Origin of the sequence: Nocardia sp. NBC_01327, assembly GCF_035958815.1 — a bacterium.
Taxonomy (GTDB): Bacteria; Actinomycetota; Actinomycetes; order Mycobacteriales; family Mycobacteriaceae; genus Nocardia.
Window position 1 is genome coordinate 8,486,233 of the sequence record NZ_CP108383.1, and the last position, 17,478, is coordinate 8,503,710.

Genomic DNA, 17,478 nt, shown 5'->3' on the forward strand with positions numbered 1-17,478 from the left:
CAGAAATCAGCCCATGGTTCCCGTGGAATCGGGGGGCATGGGTTCGGTGCGGGGGGCGTCGGCCGGGTCGCGGGCTATCAGGCCCCAGCGGCTCGAGGTGAGGCGCAGGCTCGGCAGGTCGGAGAGGGACATGACGACCTCGTAGGTGCGCTCGTAGCCGGTGTGGGCGATGCGCCACTTGCCGTCGTCGCATTTGACGTACTGGTCGGAGTAGAAGGCCGCGCCGCGCAGCAGCATATTGTGGCCGGGGATCAGGACCGTATCGGCGAGGTACCAGGTGCCGACGGCGGTATCGCCGGTGACGTCGATCTCGGGGTGGTCGCAGCGGTGTTCGGTGATGACGTGCGGGCCGAGGGTATTGCGCATGAACGCCAGGAAGGCATCGCGCGATTCGAATTGGAGGTACTCGCTGTAGGTGGCGGTCGCCTCCGGAATCATGGTGTCGGCGAACTCCTCCCACGACTTGGTGTCGAGGGCACGCAGATACCGGAACTTCAACCGGCTGATCGCGGTGACCGCATCGGAATCCATACCTCCCACAATCCCATCAGGACTGCGGGATACCGCACCATTGGCGCAGATTTGTACCGGATCGCTATCAGTCGGACACACCCCCGCCCCCTGCGCGCCGCGGCGCGGGAGGCGCTCAGCCCTGGATGCTGAAGCAGGTGGTGCAGAAGTCCTCGCCGAATTCGGTCAGTCGCAGGCTCTTTCGCACGATCTTGGGCGCCCGGCCGGCCTTCTTGAGCGCGGTCTCCACCACCGGCTGCACCTCCAGCACCATGTAGCGCGACAGCACCACCGGATCATCGGAGGTGGTGGTGAGCCCGAGCCGGTTCAGATTGATCAGATAGTGCCGGGCGCGGTCCGGGTAGCGCACGCCCGCCTGCTCCGGCACCGAGGTGAGATCACCCTGCACGAGTTCCGAACCGATGCCCAGCGGGCGGTTGGTGCGCACATCGACGGTCGGCTGCGGGCCGTTCAGCGCCATGAAGCGCAGGATGCGGGCCTCGTCGGGCGCGAGCTGATCGAGAATGCGGTCGTAGGCCGGATGCACGTCCTCGGTGAAATAGACGTCCGCCGAGCGCGCCAGCAGTGAGTCGCCGCGGCGGCGCAGCTCTTCGCTGCTGGCCGAACGCAGCAGGCTGCCCGCCCCGATGGCATGCTGATTCGGGCCACCGACCGGTGTCGGGACATAGCTGACGATCTCGCGCACCGAACCCTCGGTGACGCCGAGCGCGCTGCGCGCGATGGACCGCAGCGCCGCACCCGTGCGCTCGGCGATATCGGCCGACGATTCGCCGTCCAGCGCGGCCTGGGTCAACTGCTTGGTGATCTCGAAGCTGGTGCCGACCGCCCACTGGCCGCTGCGGGCCGCGGTGCCGACCGCCAGCCCGGCTGCCCGGAACACGCCGCGAATCAGCCGGGCCTCATTGCTGATCTGCCGCTGCTCGACTTCCGAGCTGCGTTCCACGGCACGAGAACCCGGACGGACCACCTCCGCCGCACCCCCCGGCGCCTGCACGGTCCTGTCCTCTGCCACGTCCATCTCCGAATATCGCCAGGTGAACTAATCGTCCACGATTATTGCCGCCGACTGACCCACGGGCACGTCGAACTCGGAAAGCCATGCGAAGGTTACCCCGTTCACGCGGAACGACACGCGTCCAACATGATCCCCAACGCCCCCGCACCGCATGCAAGTTGGATGTGCTTCCCGCCATTCTCGTGGTCCCCTCGTGACAGGGGAACAGTGGGGCAGAGCAGTGTGACCGAGATCTCCGACCCAGACACTCCTTCGCTGGACTCGATTCCTGGGCGCACAGTAAGGTCCGAGACGCCGAGGGGTTCTGTGCCGGCGGCGGTTCCGGTATGGGTCGGCAGGAGGGTGAACGTGCTAGAGAGTCTTTTCGGAGTCCACCCGACAATATTGCTGGAACTGATCACGATTCCGTTGTTCACGGGTGTCATCGGCTACATCACCAACTGGACCGGCGTGCTCATGCTGTTCAAGCCGATCAGTTTTCACGGCATCCGGGTTCCGGGGCTCGCGGCCTTGTTTCCGTTCCTGCCCAAGCGGATTCAGGTGCTGCCGCTGCTGCAGTACGACGGCCGGATGGGCTGGCAGGGGATTGTGCCGTCGCGTGCGGACAAGATGGCGAGTATCGCGGTCGACAAAGGACTGGCGAAACTCGGGAGCGTCTCGGACTTCTATCGGGAACTCGAACCCGACAAGCTCGCCGAACATCTCACCGAAATAGCGGAACTCCAGATTCGCGACATCGTGGAAGACATCCTGAAACGCGAACATCCGCAACTTTGGTACAACCTGCCCAATGGCGTTCGCGAGATGGTGCACTCGCGCGTGGCCGAACAGCTCCCCACAATTCTGCGTGAACTCACCGATGAACTCGGCAACAACATCGATCAACTGCTCGACGTCAAGCAGATGGTGATTCGCTACTTCCAGGCGCGACCGCAGTTGCTCAACAGCCTGTTCCAGGTGCTGGGCGCCAAGGAACTCCGGTTCATGCAGAACTTCGGTTTCTACTTCGGCGCGCCCATGGGCCTGGTGCTGGTCGGCATCCTGCACTGGACCGGATGGTCGGCGCTGGCGGTGCTGCCGATCGGCGGCATCGTCATCGGCTGGGTGGTCAACTGGGTCGGCATCAATATGATCTTCGCGCCCGCCTACCCGAAGTGGTGGGTGCCGTGGCGGCAGGGGCTGCTCGTCAAGCGGCAGCCCGAGATCACCGAGGGCTATGCGGACATGGTGGCCAGTCAGATCATGACGGTCGCCAATATCGGCGACGAACTGCTCAACGGGCCGCGCTCGGACCGCACCATGCAGATGCTGGCCGACACCCTCAAGCCGGCGGCGGACCAGGCGCTCGGGCCCGCCCGCGGGGCGGTGAAGTTCCTGCTCGGCAATCGTGAATACGACGAGCTACAGGACAGTTTCACCGCCGAGTCCATGAAGATCGCGCCGATCGCCTTCGCGGACCCGGCGTTCAACGTGCAGCAGGGCAAGCAGGTCCAGGAGTACATCGCCAAACAAATGTCGGCGCTGCCGCCGCCGGACTTCGTGGACATGCTGCGATCGGCCATCAAACAAGATGAATGGCTCTTGTTTGTCCATGGCGGTGTGCTGGGGCTCATCGCCGGTTACGCTCACCTCCTGATCTTCGGAACAGGAGTGGCTACCTCATGGATATGACCGAAACCGACTCGGGCGAAGGGGAACCCGCAGATACCTCCACCGAGCTGGTGGTGCGGCCCGCCGCGCCGCTGCCGGTTCCGGTACCCGGGTCCGCCTACCCCGCCGGACCGGTGCGCACCGCGACCGGCGTTGTCCGGGTTGCCATGTCGGCGGCCGTGGAGGCCGGAGTCTGGAGCCTCAGCACCGCGCTCGGCGTCACCTCGGTGGTGCTGCGGGGCAGTATGGCCGGTCATCCGCCGCGCGATATCCTCTCCGAAGCCGGTGCCCAGGTGCGGCATTCGGTGCGGCAGGTACTGGGGGTCGCCGCCACCGATGTGGCCGAGACCGACGCACCCGCGCCCTCCCCCACCACCGTCCTGCGGGCGCGCGGCGCCGAATTACTGCGCCGCTCAGCCGATTTCCACACCGAGGACGATAATCACCACCCCGCCTACGCCCGCATTCTCGGTGAGCTCGCTCCCGACGAAGCACGCATAGTGCGCCACCTCTATCTGGACGGCCCGCAGCCCGCCCTCGAAGTGCGCGGCGGGCGCGCCGCCGCCGGTGGCCAATTCAACCTGCTGGGTGACGATGCCGGTCTGCGCTATCCGAATCGGGTCGAGGAATACCTCATCAACCTCGACCGCCTCGGCCTCATCGACGTCACCCGCGAGCCGCTCGGCAATCCCAATCGCTACCAGTTGCTCGAGGCCCTCCCCGAAGTCCGCCGCCTCCTCAAGCGCACCAGCTTCGGCACCAAAGTCCTCTACCGCACAGTCGAACTGACGTCCTTCGGCGCCGGTTTCGTCCGCACCTGCCTCCCGGTCCCGTCCCTCGACCACCCTCCCCTAGAACACCACGGCTGACCTCTCCGCATACGAAACAGCCCGCACCCGAACAGCACTCACACAGCCTGTGCCATCCGGATGCGGGCTGAGTGGTACCGAACAGCCCGCGTTCACACCGAACAGCGCTGGTAACGCCTGTGCGGTGCGAACAAGGGCTGCGCGGAAACACGGGCTGTGCCGTGCGGAGCTGGGCTGAGTGGTACCGAACAGCCGGTGTCCGGACCGAACAGCTCTTGTAGAGGCTGTGTGGTCCGGACACCGGCTGTTCGGTCGAGAGGGCGGGCGGGGCCGTTAGTAGTCGGCGAGTTCGAGCCAGCGCTCTTCGGTGGATTCCTTTTCGGCCTGGACCTGTTTGAGTTCGGTGCCGAGGGCGATGAGCTTGTCGGGGGTGGTCGCGGCGTCGGCGAGGGCGGCGTGCAGTTTCGCCTCGCGTTCGTCCAGCTTTTGGATGGCACGCTCCAGCTTGGAGAGTTCCTTGCGGGCGGCGCGGTGGGCGGCGGCGTCGGTGACGGGTGCGGTGGCGTTCGAGGAGCTCTGGCCGCCGACCTTGGCGGCCGACATGGCGGCGCGCTTCTTCAGGTATTCGGTGATGCCGCCGGGCAGGTTGGTGAGTTTGCCGTCGCCGAACAGCGCCCAGGTGGAATCACAGATGCGTTCCACCAGGTACCGGTCGTGGGAGATGACGACCATGGTGCCGGCCCAGTTGTCGAGCAGGTCCTCCAACTGCTGGAGGGTGTCGATATCCAGGTCGTTGGTCGGCTCGTCCAGCAGCAGGACATTGGGCTCGGCCATGAGGATTCGGGTCAGCTGCAGGCGGCGGCGCTCACCACCGGAGAGATCGCGGATCGGCGTGCGCTGTTTGGCAGGCGTGAAGCCCAGGCGCTCGGCCAGCTGGCTGGCGCTGATCTCCTTGCCGCCCAGCATGGTTCGCATGGCGACATCCTGAACCGCTTCCAGCGCACGCATATCCAGCGGCAGGTCGTCGAGTTCCTGTCGCAGCCAGCCGATCTTGACGGTCTGGCCTTCGATGCGCTTGCCGACCTTCAATTCCGAATCACCGGCGAGGGCGCGCAGCAGCGTGGTCTTGCCGGAGCCGTTCACGCCGACCAGGCCGACGCGCTCACCGGGGGCGAGTCGCCAGGTCAAGTCCTGCACCAGTTCCCGGCCGTCCGGGGTCGCGAGGGTGGCGTCCTCGAGCTCGATCACCACGCGGCCCAGGCGTTTACGGGCGAACGACGCCAGCGCGACACTGTCGCGGGGCGCGGGCACATCGGCGATCAGCGCCTCGGCGGCCTCGATGCGGTACTTCGGCTTGGAGGTGCGGGCGGGCGCGCCGCGGCGCAGCCAGGCGAGTTCCTTGCGGGCCAGGTTCTGGCGGCGCGCCTCGGTGGCGTCGGCCTGCCGGGTGCGCTCGGCACGCGCGAAGATCCAGTCGTTGTAGCCGCCCTCGTAGGTCTCCACCTTGCCGCCCTGCACCTCCCAGGTGCGGGTGGCGACGGTATCGAGGAACCAGCGATCGTGGGTGACCACGACCAGTGCGCTGCGCCGCGCGACCAGATGTTCGGCCAGCCACTGCACACCCTCGACATCCAGGTGGTTGGTGGGCTCGTCCAGTACCAGCAGGTCCAGATCGCGCACCAGCGCGGCGGCCAGCGCGGTACGGCGGCGCTCACCACCGGAGAGATTGGAGACCAGGGCGTCCATGCCGAGGTCGGCGATGCCGATGCCCTCGACCACCGTGCGGATGCGGGTATTGGCGGCCCATTCGTGCTCGGCGACGCCATCGGTCATCTGATCCTCGGCCAGGCCCGCGAGCACCACCTCACCGACGGTCGCGCCGTCCGGCAGCACACCGCGCTGGGTGACCACGGCGATGCGCAGGCCGCCGACCCGGCTGACCCGTCCGCTGTCGGCCGGTTCGAGCCCGGTCAGCACCTCCAGCAGCGTCGTCTTACCACCGCCGTTGAGCCCCACCACCCCGATACGTTCCCCGGCATGCACCCCGAGCGAGACATTGTCCAGCAGCGGCGTGATCCCGAAGCTCTTCGAGACCTGTTCCAGATTGATGAGGTTGGACATGAATCCTTCTGTATCGCGTCGACGGCGCAAACGGTGATCGCCCCCTGCAAGCCTACCGAGCCCGCCGCGACAGCCCCTGGCCAGTGCGGTGGGGCTCACAGGCAGTTGCCCTCGATGGCGCGCCCTGACGCAGCGATCGGCGCGGAAGAGACGACTCTTGTGCCGCCAAACATGTTGTGGTTGAGTCGAAAACACTTCGGTTAGTGGTTCCCTAGAAGTACGTCGCAGAACGGGAGCCCCTCATCTCGCCTGAACGAGATGACGAAGGGGCGGCAGTGTATTTGCTCACCCCTTTTACGGAGGTCTTCTCATGCAGTTCGGTATCGGCCTGCCCATTTCCGCTCCCGCCACCCTGCTCGACTGGGCGCGGCGCGCCGAAGCGGGTCCATTCGCCAGTCTGGGCCTGCTCGATCGCCTGGTCTGGGACAACCCCGAGCCGCTCGTCGCGCTCGCCATGATCGCGGGCGCCACCAGCCGCATCCGGGTGCAGACCGAGGTGCTGATCGCCCCGCTGCGCGATCCGGCGCTGCTGGCCAAGCAGGCCGCGACGCTCGATGTCATGTCCGGCGGCCGCCTGGTGCTCGGGCTCGGCGTCGGCGGGCGCGAGGACGACCACATCGCCTCCGGCACCGATCTGCGCACCCGCGGCAAACGCCTCGACGAGCAGTTGGAGATCATGCGCCGGCTGTGGTCGGGCAAATCCTTCAACGACGATTGCGGACCCATCGGCCCCGCACCGCTGCGCCCCGAAGGCCCGGAGATCCTGTTCGGCGGCTTCAGCCCCGCCGCCGTCGACCGGGTCGGCCGCTGGGGCGGCGGTTTCCTCGCCGCCGCCGCGCCGAGCTGGGCCGGCGGCCTGTTCGACACCGCCCGCAAGTCCTGGACCACGCACGGCCGCACCGGTTCCCCGCGCATAGTCGCCCAGGTCAATGCCGCACTCGGCGCCCAGGACGTGATCGACGACGCCCGCGCCTCCCTCGGCGCCTACTACGAATTCTCGGGCCGCGCCGACTACATGCTCGACGGAATCCTCACCACCCCCGACCAAATCCGCACGGCCATAACCCAATTCGCAGACCTGGGCGCGGACGAGGTCATGTTCTACTGCTACGGCCGCGACGCCGACCAGATAGACCGCATCGCCGATGTAGTCGGTCCCGCCTCTCCGGAACTTCAGCGCCCGGCCTAGTGCCGTCGACGGTTCTCGACGCGTAGCGGCGGCAGGGTCCGAAACCGATTCCGGTCGTACCCGGCGAGTTACCCCGATCTCACGAAATCAGTTGTCGCTCTTACCAGATCAGATGTCACGTGTCGCTGAAGTCTGGGGAGGCCGATCAGGAGACGGAGGTGATTCGGGCGCCGGGGACGGGGCCGTAGGCGGTGCGGACGCTGCGGCAGACGCCTGCGCCGGAGAGTTCGGCCGCTACGGCCACGGCCGCGTCTTCGCTTTCGCAGAGGAAGGCGCAGGTCGGGCCGGAACCGGAGACTATGCCCGCCAGGGCCCCGGCCGTCACGCCCGCGCGCAGGGTGCGGCGGAGTTCGGGGGCGAGGGACAGCGCCGCTGCTTGCAGATCGTTGCCGAGTAGCGGTGCGAGCTGCTGCGGGTCGCCCGAGGCGAGGGCCTGCAGCAGCGCCTCGGGGCTGCCGAGGCGCGGCGGGTCGCCGACCTCGCGCAGCCGGTCGAGTTCGTGGAATACCGACGGGGTGGACAGGCCGCCCTTGGCCAGCGCCAGCACGAAGTGGAAGGTGTTGCGGCACAGCACCGGGAGCAGTTCCTCGCCGCGACCGCGACCCAGGGCCGTCGCGCCGTGCAGGGCGAAGGGCACATCACTGCCGAGTTCGGCTGCGATATCGGACAATTCAGCGCGGCCGAGGCCGAGCTCCCACAGATCGTTCAGGCCGACCAGGGCGGCGGCGGCATCGGCGCTGCCGCCCGCCATACCGCCCGCCACCGGAATGCCTTTGGCGATCGCGATTTCCACCAGCGGCGCCCGGCCGCCGAGGTGGGCGAGGCGGACCGCCGCCTGCCACACCAGATTGCCGCGGTCGGTGGGGACCTGGTCGGCGCCCTCTCCGCTCACCTTCACCGTGAGGGCGGCGGCCGGTGCGATCTGCAGATCGTCACCGAGCGAGAGCGCCTGGAAGACCGTGGTGAGGTCGTGATATCCGTCGTCGCGAAGATCGCCCACCCCCAGGTGCAGATTCACCTTGGAGGGCGCGCGCACGACGAGGGGACTAGGCACAACAGACAGCACGGTGTCAGAGTAGTTGGCCCTACAGGAGTGCGCCCCCGGTGGCATCGATCCACTGGCCCGTCACCCAGCGGGAGTCGTTGGAGGCGAGGAAGGCAACGATGTCTGCGACCTCGGCGGCGCCGGCGACCCGGTTCAGCGGCGACAGGGCGGAGACCGCCGCCCAGGCCTGGTCATTGCGCAGCCAGTCGGCGTTCATATCGGTGTCGATCACGCCGGGAGCCACCGCATTGACCGTAATACCGCGTGCGCCAACCTCTTTGGCGAGTACGCCGGTCAGCGAGTCGATGGCGGCCTTGGTCATGGTGTACGCGATGAGCTCCGGCATCCGCGCACCCCGGGTCAAACCGGTGGAGATGTTCACAATCCGGCCGCCGTCACGCAGCCGCTCCAGGCCGAGCTTGGTGACGAAGAACGGAGCCTTGGCATTGACGGCGAAGACGCGGTCGAAGGATTCCTCGTCGGTGCCGCCGATGGGTTCGCGGATGCCGTCGGTCCCGGCATTGTTGACCAGGATGTCGAGGCCGTCGGCGTGCGCGTCGAAGGCGGTCCACAGGGCCTGCGCATCGCCGGGAACGCCGAGCGGCGCCGCGAGGGCGAAGGCCGAGCCGCCCGCCGCCTCGATGGCCGCGACCGTCTCCTTCGCGGCGGCGGTATTGCCGTTGTAGTGCACGGCCACTCGGGCACCGTCGCGGCCGAGGCGTTCGGCAATGGCCCGTCCGATACCGCGGCCACCACCGGTGACCAGGGCGGTCTTGCCTGCGAGTGCGCTCATGAGTCAGCTCCCTTTATCTAGCGATCGTTACAGAAAGGGACCGTAGCACATTATCTAGCGAGCGCTATAAAATGGCGGGCATGGCCACACCCACCCGGGGACGACCCCGGAAATTCGACCGAGATGCCGCACTGGACAAGGCATTACGCCTGTTCTGGCAGCAGGGCTACGAGGCCACCTCCATCAGCGACCTGACCACCGCACTCGGCATCGGCGCGCCCAGCCTCTACGCCGCCTTCGGCGACAAGCAGACGATGTTCAACGAATCCATCGCGGTCTACGGGGCCAATTACGCGGGCTTCGCCGAGCGCGCGCTCGCCGAGGAGCCGACGGCCCGGGCCGCCGTGGCCCGCACGCTGCGGGAGGCGGCAGTCGAATACACCAAGCCCGGACAACCCGGCGGCTGCATGGTGATCAGCGCCGGGCTCAACACCACGAACACCGAGGTGGCGGCCGCGCTAGAGCACATGCGCACCGCCAATGTGCACGCCTTCGCCGAGCGGATCCGCACCGATATCGACGCCGGACTGCTGCCCGCCGATACCGATGCGGCCGTCCTGGCCCGCTACATCGGAACCGTGATGCAGGGCATGTCACAGGGCGCCCGCGACGGCGCGAGCCGCCGCGAACTCCGGCAGGTCGCTGAGCTGGCCCTACGCGCCTGGCCGGAGGACGCGCCCGTAGATCGCTGAAATTCCGCGCCGAACCGCTTGCGCCAGGTACCCATGGGGGGTATGTTTCTGGATGTCGGGGATACCCCCACACCGTATAGAGCGCGAGCCGAGGAGCAGACATGGCCACCAGCACCTACACCGTCACCGGAATGACCTGCGGGCACTGCGTCGGATCGGTCCAGAAGGAGATCGGCAAGATCGACGGCGTCACCAGTGTCGATGTCGACCTCGCCTCCGGGCTGGTCAAGGTCGAATCCGCCGCCCCGATCGCCGACGCCGATGTGACCGCTGCCGTCGACGAGGCCGGATATCAGGTGGCGAGCTGAATGAACGATCGACTGAGATTCGCGGCCTTCGGCGGCGGACTGGTCGTACTGTTCGGGGCCGCGCTCGGAATCGGAGCCCTGGTGGGCGATCCGACCGAGCCGGCCGCCGGCCCGGCCTCCGCACACAGTGCGCACACCGAGAGCGAGGCGGCACCCGGGCTGAAGGACAGCGAGTCCGGCTACACCCTCGCCGATATCACCGCCCCCGCGACCGCGAATCAGCAAGGCGCACTGCGCTTCCGGATCACCGGCCCACAGGGCCCGGTCACCCGATTCGACAGCCTGCACGAGAAGGACCTGCACCTGATCGTGGTCCGCTCGGATGCGAGCCAGTTCCGGCACGTCCATCCCCAACTCGCCGCCGACGGCACCTGGTCCATCGACTGGACCTGGGCCGCACCCGGCGCCTACCGAGTCTTCACCGACTTCTCCCCCACGGGCGGGCCCGGTGAACTGACCCTGAGCCGGACCGTGCACGTCGCGGGCAGCGCCGCGGACACGCCGCTTCCGCCGGTATCCAAGACCGCCGAGGTGGACGGTTACCAGGTCACCATGACCGGCGATATGTCCACTGCCGGAAGCAAATTGACGTTCAGCGTGACCCGCGACGGTAAGGCGGTGACCGATCTGCGGCCCTATCTGGGCGCGTACGGACACCTGGTGGCGCTGCGCGCTAGCGACCTCGCCTACCTGCATGTGCACCCGGAGGGCGAGGTCGGCAAGACCGCCCCGGGGCCTGACGTAGCATTCCACGCACAAGCGCCCAGTGACGGCGCCTATCGCCTGTACCTGGACTTTTCACATAATGGCGCGGTACACACCGCGGAATTCACCGACGAGACCACAACCGCCGCATCCGCCTCGGATGCGACGTCGCAGCACGGAGGAGGTCACTGATGAGCGCACCGGCACCGGAGCGGTCGATCGAGCTGGAAATCGGCGGGATGACCTGCGCCTCCTGCGCGTCTCGAATCGAGAAGAAGCTCAATAGGATCGACGGCGTCACAGCCACGGTGAACTACGCCACCGAGAAGGCGAAGGTCAATTTCCCGGAGTCGGTGAGCCCGGACGATCTGATCGCCAAGGTGGTCGATACCGGGTACACCGCCGCCGTGCACAGTACGGAGCCGGTGAAACCCACTGATACCGAAGGTGATTCGGCTGTCAGCGCCACCCGGCAGCTGCGGCACCGCCTGCTGGTGACACTCGCGCTGGCCGTCCCCGTGGTCGCCATGGCCATGATCCCGGCCCTGCAGTTCACCAATTGGCAGTGGCTCTCGCTGACGCTGACCGCACCCATCGTGGTGTGGGGCGGCGCGCAATTCCACCGTGCCGCCTGGGTGAATGCCAAGCACGGCGCGGCCACCATGGACACGCTGATCTCGCTGGGCACCCTTGCCGCCTTCAGCTGGTCGGTGTACGCGCTGTTCTTCGGCGATGCGGGCATGGCCGGTATGAAACACCCGTTCAGCTTTGCCATTGTGCGCGGTGACTCGTCCTCCGCCCTCTACTTCGAGGTGGCGGCGACGCTGATCACGGCCATTCTGGCAGGACGCTATTTCGAGACCCGGTCGAAGGAGAAGGCCGGATCCGCACTGCGGGCCCTGCTGGAGCTGGGCGCGAAAGATGTTGCGGTACTGCGCAATGGTGTCGAGACCCGGATTCCGGTGGGCGAACTGCGGGTCGGCGAGGAGTTCCTCGTCCGCCCCGGCGAGAAGATCGCCACCGACGGTGTTGTGGTGCAGGGCAATTCGGCGCTGGATATGAGCATGCTCACCGGTGAATCGGTGCCGGTCGAGGTCGGCCCCGGCGATCCTGTGGTCGGTGCGACCGTGAACGCGGGCGGTCTGCTGACCGTGCGTGCCTCCCGGGTCGGCGCGGATACCCAGCTGGCGCAGATGGCCTCACTCGTGGAGGAGGCGCAGAACGGCAAGGCGCCCGTGCAGCGGCTCGCGGATCGGGTGGCCGGGGTGTTCGTGCCCATTGTCATCGCGATCGCCATTGCGGCACTGGGCTTCTGGCTCGGCACCGGCGCCGCGGTCTCGACCGCCTTCGGCGCGGCCGTGGCGGTGCTGATCATCGCCTGCCCGTGCGCCCTCGGCCTGGCCACGCCCACGGCACTGCTCGTGGGCACCGGCCGCGGCGCGCAGCTGGGCATTCTGATCAAGGGCCCGCAGGTGCTGGAGTCGACCCGCCGGATCGACACCGTGGTGCTGGACAAGACCGGCACCGTCACCACCGGCAGAATGAGTCTCGCCGAGGCGATTCCGAGCGCCGGCGTCGAGGCCGACGAGCTGCTGGCGGTCGCGGCCGCGGTGGAGCACGGTTCCGAACATCCGGTCGCCAAGGCCGTGGTGGCGGGAGCGGCCGCACGCGGACTCGATACCGAACAGGTGCAGCAGTTCGTCAGCCACGGCGGCAAGGGCGTGCAGGGTCTGGTCGGCGACCGCGCGGTGGTCATCGGGCGCACCGAACTGCTCGACGACTGGTCGATCCGGCTGCCGGAAGCCTTGGCGCAGGCCAAGACTCGCGCCGAGCAGGCGGGCGGCACCGCCGTCGTGGTGGCCTGGGACGGGGTGGCACGCGGGGTGCTGGTCATTACCGATGCCGTCAAACCCACCAGCGCACAGGCGATCTCGGAAATGCGGGCGCTCGGGCTCACCCCGATCCTGCTGACCGGTGACAATGCCGCCACCGCCCGCACGGTCGCGGATCAGGTCGGCATCGACGAGGTCATCGCCGAGGTGCTGCCCAGCGACAAGCTGGATGTGGTGAAGCGGTTGCAGGCCGAGGGCAAGGTGGTCGCCATGGTCGGCGACGGCGTCAATGACGCGGCCGCGCTCGCCCAGGCCGATCTCGGCCTGGCCATGGGCACCGGAACCGATGTGGCCATCCAGGCCGCGGATCTGACCCTGGTGCGCGACGATCTGCGCTCGGTGCCGACGGCCATCAAACTGTCGCGGGCCACCCTGCGCACGATCAAGAGCAACTTGTTCTGGGCGTTCGGTTACAACGTGGCAGCCATCCCCCTGGCCGCCGCCGGACTGCTGAACCCCATGCTCGCCGGGGCCGCCATGGCGCTGTCCAGCGTCTTCGTGGTCAGCAACAGCCTGCGCCTGCGCCGCTTCCGCGGTTAGGCGGGACACATCGGCGATACCCGTTGCCACACCGGGCCGTTCGGATCCTCGATCCGGACGGCCCGGTCGCATGGGTAGGCGGGTGCAGCGGCGGGTCCGCAGCTCGTGTTCAATGGCGAAGGACTGCGGTGGGGACCGCCTCGCCCGCGTAGCCGAGGAGCAGACTTCGTGACCACCATTGCCGAGTACCTGGTCGCAGCGGATATTCAGATCGCGCCCGTGGAGCGCGGGAGCGACGGGACGCCCGAGGTCTCGATCGCGCTGTCGGAGGATTGGCAGACGATCGACGCGGCCATGTTCCCGGGTGCGTACAGCGTCTTCACGCGGCTGCCCGAAGACGGCTGGGCCGACAATGTGGTGCTGCTGGTGGGCCGGCTGTCGAAGCCGGTGAATGCCGCGGAATTGCTGGAATCGGCATTCACCGATGCGCGGCAATTGCCGCAGTGGCAGGAACTCGGCGCGGAAATCGGTGACTACCAGGGTTATCCGTCGGCGGCGGTGACCGGCACCTACGCCATGGACACCCTCGTGCTGTGGGTGCACACCCGCTATGTCGTCGTGCCGGTCGGGACCGACGAGTTCCTCATCCAGCTCACCGTCACGGCCAAGGCCGATCAGATCAGTTCGGAGGCCGGCATTCTCGGCGGCCTGGAAATCCGCGTCTAGACCCGATCAGGCCTGCGCCGCCAGGCGCACGAACGCGGCGGTATCGAGGGTTTCACCGCGGGCGGTCGGAGCGATTCCCGCTGCGACCAAACGCCTTTCGGCCTCGACCGGAGATCCGGCCCAACCGGCCAGTGCGGCGCGCAGGGTTTTGCGGCGCTGCGCGAAGGCGGCGTCGACGACCTCGAAGACCTTCTTGCGATGGTCCTCGTCGATGGGCCAGGGAGCTTCCTCGAAGCGGTCGATGCGCACCAGACCGGATTCGACCTGCGGTACGGGCCAGAAGATTTGGCGGCCGACGGTGCCCGCGCGGCGGACGGTGCCGTAGAAGCCCGCCTTGACGCTGGGGATGCCGTAGATGCGGCCGCCCGGCTTGGCGGAGAGGCGATCGGCGACCTCCAGCTGCACCATGATGAGAGTGGTTCGGATGCTGGGCAATTCGGCGAGCAGGTGCAGCAGCACCGGCACCGCCACGTTGTAGGGCAGGTTCGCGACCAGCGCGGTGGGTGCGGCCGGAAGATCTTCGGCCCGCACCCGCAGCGCATCGGCCTGCACAATGCTGAGGCGGTCCGCCAGTTTCGGCGCCCGATCCTGCACGGTGCCCGGCAGATGCCCGGCCAGATTCGGATCGATCTCGACCGCGATCACCCGGTCGACCACATCGAGGATGGCGAGGGTCAGCGAGCCGAGCCCGGGCCCGACCTCCAGCACCACATCCTCGCGCCCCACCCCGGCCGCCGAGACGATGCGGCGAACGGTATTGCCGTCATGCACGAAGTTCTGTCCGAGCTGCTTGGTCGGGCGCACCCCGAACCGCTCGGCGAGCACCCGCACTTCGGCAGGGCCCAGCAGGGCGGCTTCTCCACGACCAGCGTTTTCGGATTCGGACACCCTGCGAAACTACCGTGTCTAATTGCCTCCGCTTCGCTCCGGCGGGTTCGCGGCCCCCTTTGTCTCGTTCTCGGGAGGTTTGGTGTGGTCGGCTTGGCCAGAATGCGGTCGCTATGACCGAGACCTGGTGAGCGGCGGACCTGCTGAACCGGCGGACAGGGGTTGGTCAGGACTGGACGGGTGTGGACAGCACGCGGGCCGTGAAATTGTCGATGGCGGCCCACATCTGGGGGTTCAGCTGGCAGTGGGTGCCGGTGCCGACGACGGTGTCGAAGTCCACGCCGTTCGCGGCGAACTGCGCGACGAGGGCGCCGTGCAGCGGTGACGGGACCGTGGTGTCAGTCGCGTTGACCAGCAACAGGATCGGCGCGTCATAGCCACGGACGGGAACGGTCATGTAGTCGTTCAGCACGCCGGGGAACGGGCCCTGCGACAGCGGGCGGGAGAGCAGATCGCCGATCGAGACATTCGCCATGCGCTTGCTGATGGCGGGCAGGCATTCGGTCCCGATGTCGTCGAGCAGCTGCCGGCCGCGGGCGGTCAGATAGCTGTCGACCTGCGCGTCCGGGCGGGCAGCACGCACACCGGCCAGAATGCTGGCGCTGAAACTGCCGACGCCGGTGCCGATCGCGCCCGGCAGTTCCGGCACCCACGGGCCCGCGATCGGCAGCGCCTTCTCCACATCGGAGGCGGGATCGATGGCGATGGTGCCGCGGAAGTCGAGATCCGGCGCATCGCTCACCTGCAGATTGGAGGTGCCGAGCGAGGCATGCCCACCCTGCGACATCCCGCTCACGGCCCAGGTGCGCGACAGCGCGGGATCGGCGGCGCGCGCGGCGCGCACCATATCGATGGTGGCGGTCGCCTCGGTGCGCAGTTCGAGGTAGGGGTGCGGGCCGGTGTCGAAGACGCCCAGCCCGAGGTGATCGGGGGCGACGACGGCGAAGCCCTTGGAGACGAAGTACTGCATCAGTTCTTCGTCGGCCTTCAGCGGCACCGCCAGCGGCGCGGTCGACGGATCGGACTGGCCGCCGCAGTTCGCACCGAGCCCGGTGGTCCCGTGGTTGTAGGCCATGATCGGCCAGCCACCGGCGGGGGCGGGACCCGCGGGGACGAAGAACGCACCGCTGGCCCGGACCGCTTCACCATTGGATCGAGTCGTCCAGTAGGTCAGGACGGAACCGTTCCCGGCATTGTTGTGCCAGCCGGCGGGCTGCGCGGTCTGGGCGATCGGCGCTCCCGCCGGATCCGCATGGGCCGCACTCACGGGGACGACCAGCAAAGCGCCCGCGGCGACCGCCGTCGCGATCAGACCTCTGCCAAATGTGCTTGTAAATCCCATCATTCCTCCACCGATGCCGCCCCGACAACGGGCCGAACTTTCGAAGACATTTCCGACCAACCTATTTGCTACAAGATAGCCGTGGTCACTCGGGGCGGTGCGATCGAGAAATCAGGACTTGGTCGGCGTGGCCAGAATGCGGTCGCTGAACGCCCCGATGGCATCCCACATCTGCGGATTCAATTGAGTGTGCGTGCCGGTTCCGACCACCGTCTGGAAATCCACGCCATCGGCGGCGAACTGAGCGGCCAGCGCGGCATGCAGCGGGGACGGCACGGTGATGTCATTCGTATTGAGCAGCAACAGGATCGGCGCATCGTAGCCACTGGTGGGAACGGTGATGTAGTCGTCGAACGCGGCCATGAAGCGGTCATCGTTCAGCGGGCGCGAGATCATATCGCCGATCGAGGTGCCGTCGATGACCTTCATGATGTCCTTGAAGCACAGGCTGGAAGCCTGGTCCACCACCTCACGCCCGCGCGGGGTCAGGTAATTCGCGTTCATGTCGAGTTCCGGGTGCGTTGCGCGCAGGCCCGCGAGCATGCTGACCACGAATCCGCTCACACCGTCCCCGGCCTCGCCCGGGATGGCGGGCACGTAGGGGCCGACGAACGGGGAGACCTTCTCGATATCCGAGGCCGGATCGACGGCGATGGTGCCGCGGAAGTCCAGATCGGGAGCATCGGCGTGCTGCAGGTTGGCGGCGCCCAGCGCCGCGTGACCACCCTGGGAGAATCCGGTCAGCGCCCAGGTGCGCGACAGCGCGGGGCTGGCGGCACGCGCGGCGCGCACCATATCGATGGTGGCCGTCGCCTCGGTGCGGATTTCCAGATACGGATGCGGGCCGGTGTCGAAGCGGCCGAGCCCGAGGTAATCCGGGGCGACCACAGCGAAGCCCTTGCCCAGGAAGTATTGCAGCACACGGTCTTCAGCGGCGCGGCTCACATGCGTGGTGTCGGTCTGGCCGCCGCAACCGGGTCCGAGACCGGAGGTGCCGTGGTCGTAGGCCATGATCGGCCAGCCGCCGGCGGGCGCGGCGCCGTTCGGGACGAAGAGTGCGCCGCTGGCCTTGACCGCTTCGCCGTTCGAGCGCGTGGTCCAGTAGTCGATGATGGAACCGTTGGGCATACCGCGGAAGCCGTCGGGCGCCGCGGTTGTCGCGATAACCGCGCCCGGTGTCTCCGCTTGTGCCGGTGCTCCCGGAATTATCAGGAACGCACCCGCGGTCACCATGGACGCGGTGAAAATCCGCGTCCGCCAACCCAACACCCTCATCAGTCCTCCATAAAACA

16 protein-coding genes are annotated in these 17,478 nt (G+C 67.6%); 8 read left to right on the plus strand and 8 right to left on the minus strand.

Going from position 1 to position 17,478, the window contains the following annotated elements; all coding sequences use genetic code 11:
- Nucleotides 1-6 precede the first annotated feature (6 nt).
- The gene (locus tag OG326_RS39175; protein WP_297628458.1) at nt 7-531 is read right to left on the minus strand and encodes a nuclear transport factor 2 family protein; all 525 of its coding nucleotides are present in this window, start codon (nt 529-531) and stop codon (nt 7-9) included.
- A gap of 115 nt (nt 532-646) precedes the next feature.
- On the minus strand, nt 647-1,549 hold the full coding sequence (locus OG326_RS39180; RefSeq protein ID WP_327142140.1) for a DUF4393 domain-containing protein: 903 nt from the start codon (nt 1,547-1,549) through the stop codon (nt 647-649).
- 345 nt (nt 1,550-1,894) lie between these two features.
- On the opposite strand from OG326_RS39180, the gene OG326_RS39185 reads away from it, so the two are divergent.
- Together OG326_RS39185 and OG326_RS39190 are read left to right on the plus strand one after the other, a co-directional pair.
- Nucleotides 1,895-3,217 (plus strand): hypothetical protein, encoded by a 1,323-nt coding sequence (locus OG326_RS39185; protein WP_442791095.1) that lies wholly within the window; start codon nt 1,895-1,897, stop codon nt 3,215-3,217.
- Nucleotides 3,208-4,065 (plus strand): Abi-alpha family protein, encoded by an 858-nt coding sequence (locus tag OG326_RS39190; protein WP_327142142.1) that lies wholly within the window; start codon nt 3,208-3,210, stop codon nt 4,063-4,065. Before OG326_RS39185 ends, OG326_RS39190 begins: the two co-directional genes overlap by 10 nt.
- Nucleotides 4,066-4,338: 273 nt before the next feature.
- Here OG326_RS39190 and OG326_RS39195 read toward each other — a convergent pair whose 3' ends face one another.
- Entirely contained in the window at nt 4,339-6,126 is a 1,788-nt protein-coding gene (locus OG326_RS39195) for an ABC-F family ATP-binding cassette domain-containing protein (RefSeq protein ID WP_327142143.1), read from the minus strand.
- A 310-nt stretch (nt 6,127-6,436) separates the two neighbouring features.
- Here OG326_RS39195 and OG326_RS39200 point away from each other — a divergent pair, with 310 nt between their 5' ends.
- On the plus strand, nt 6,437-7,315 hold the full coding sequence (locus tag OG326_RS39200; RefSeq protein WP_327142144.1) for an LLM class flavin-dependent oxidoreductase: 879 nt from the start codon (nt 6,437-6,439) through the stop codon (nt 7,313-7,315).
- A 145-nt stretch (nt 7,316-7,460) separates the two neighbouring features.
- Here the strand turns inward: OG326_RS39200 and OG326_RS39205 are convergent, their stop codons facing one another.
- Both OG326_RS39205 and OG326_RS39210 read right to left on the minus strand, forming a co-directional pair.
- On the minus strand, nt 7,461-8,381 hold the full coding sequence (locus OG326_RS39205) for a 4-(cytidine 5'-diphospho)-2-C-methyl-D-erythritol kinase (protein WP_327142145.1): 921 nt from the start codon (nt 8,379-8,381) through the stop codon (nt 7,461-7,463).
- Nucleotides 8,382-8,400: 19 nt separating this feature from the next.
- Nucleotides 8,401-9,153, minus strand: a complete 753-nt coding sequence (locus tag OG326_RS39210; RefSeq protein ID WP_327142146.1) for an SDR family oxidoreductase — start codon at nt 9,151-9,153, stop codon at nt 8,401-8,403.
- 80 nt (nt 9,154-9,233) lie between these two features.
- Here OG326_RS39210 and OG326_RS39215 point away from each other — a divergent pair, with 80 nt between their 5' ends.
- The 5 genes from OG326_RS39215 to OG326_RS39235 all read left to right on the plus strand — a co-directional run bounded on the left by OG326_RS39215 (nt 9,234) and on the right by OG326_RS39235 (nt 13,956).
- Complete coding sequence (locus tag OG326_RS39215; protein WP_327142147.1) at nt 9,234-9,845, plus strand: TetR/AcrR family transcriptional regulator; 612 nt, start codon at nt 9,234-9,236, stop codon at nt 9,843-9,845.
- Nucleotides 9,846-9,946: 101 nt separating this feature from the next.
- On the plus strand, nt 9,947-10,153 hold the full coding sequence (locus OG326_RS39220) for a heavy-metal-associated domain-containing protein (RefSeq protein ID WP_327142148.1): 207 nt from the start codon (nt 9,947-9,949) through the stop codon (nt 10,151-10,153).
- Nucleotides 10,154-11,050, plus strand: a complete 897-nt coding sequence (locus OG326_RS39225; protein ID WP_327142149.1) for a hypothetical protein — start codon at nt 10,154-10,156, stop codon at nt 11,048-11,050.
- Complete coding sequence (locus OG326_RS39230; RefSeq protein WP_327142150.1) at nt 11,050-13,290, plus strand: heavy metal translocating P-type ATPase; 2,241 nt, start codon at nt 11,050-11,052, stop codon at nt 13,288-13,290. Before OG326_RS39225 ends, OG326_RS39230 begins: the two co-directional genes overlap by 1 nt.
- Nucleotides 13,291-13,458: 168 nt before the next feature.
- Nucleotides 13,459-13,956, plus strand: coding sequence for an LpqN/LpqT family lipoprotein (locus OG326_RS39235; RefSeq protein ID WP_327142151.1), 498 nt, complete (start codon nt 13,459-13,461; stop codon nt 13,954-13,956).
- Between the two features lie 6 nt (nt 13,957-13,962).
- On the opposite strand, the gene rsmA is transcribed toward OG326_RS39235, so the two are convergent.
- From rsmA to OG326_RS39250, 3 genes are all read right to left on the minus strand, one after another.
- Nucleotides 13,963-14,844 (minus strand): 16S rRNA (adenine(1518)-N(6)/adenine(1519)-N(6))-dimethyltransferase RsmA, encoded by an 882-nt coding sequence (gene rsmA / locus OG326_RS39240; protein ID WP_327142152.1) that lies wholly within the window; start codon nt 14,842-14,844, stop codon nt 13,963-13,965.
- A 166-nt stretch (nt 14,845-15,010) separates the two neighbouring features.
- Nucleotides 15,011-16,186, minus strand: a complete 1,176-nt coding sequence (locus tag OG326_RS39245; RefSeq protein WP_327142153.1) for a lipase family protein — start codon at nt 16,184-16,186, stop codon at nt 15,011-15,013.
- Between the two features lie 111 nt (nt 16,187-16,297).
- Complete coding sequence (locus OG326_RS39250) at nt 16,298-17,461, minus strand: alpha/beta fold hydrolase (RefSeq protein ID WP_327142154.1); 1,164 nt, start codon at nt 17,459-17,461, stop codon at nt 16,298-16,300.
- Nucleotides 17,462-17,478: the final 17 nt, after the last annotated feature.